Source organism: Mesorhizobium sp. M5C.F.Ca.ET.164.01.1.1, assembly GCF_004792125.1.
In the GTDB taxonomy this organism is placed as follows: Bacteria; Pseudomonadota; Alphaproteobacteria; order Rhizobiales; family Rhizobiaceae; genus Mesorhizobium; species Mesorhizobium wenxiniae.
Window position 1 is genome coordinate 1 of sequence record NZ_SRTG01000601.1, and the last position, 284, is coordinate 284.

1 protein-coding gene is annotated in these 284 nt (G+C 65.1%); it reads left to right on the plus strand.

Annotation, left to right across the window (positions count from 1 at the left end; genetic code table 11):
- The coding region (locus EN807_RS34945; RefSeq protein WP_135938115.1) for an aminotransferase class I/II-fold pyridoxal phosphate-dependent enzyme at window positions 1-284 on the plus strand (284 nt) is incomplete at both ends.

The window sequence follows — 284 nt, forward strand, 5'->3', positions numbered from 1 at the left end:
GCTGATCCTCAACTCGCCGGCCAACCCGACCGGGGGTGTGACGCCGCGCGCCGAGATCGAGAAGCTGGTCAAGGGGCTGGAGGCGCATCCGCACGTCGCCATCCTGTCCGACGAGATCTACGACGTGATGACCTACGACGGCGAGACGCATTTTTCGCTGCTCAACTTCCCCGAAATTCGCGACCGGCTGATCGTGCTCAACGGGTGGTCGAAGACCTGGGCGATGACCGGCTGGAGCATGGGCTGGTCGATCTGGCCGACCGGCGACAAGGGCGCCCAGCTCT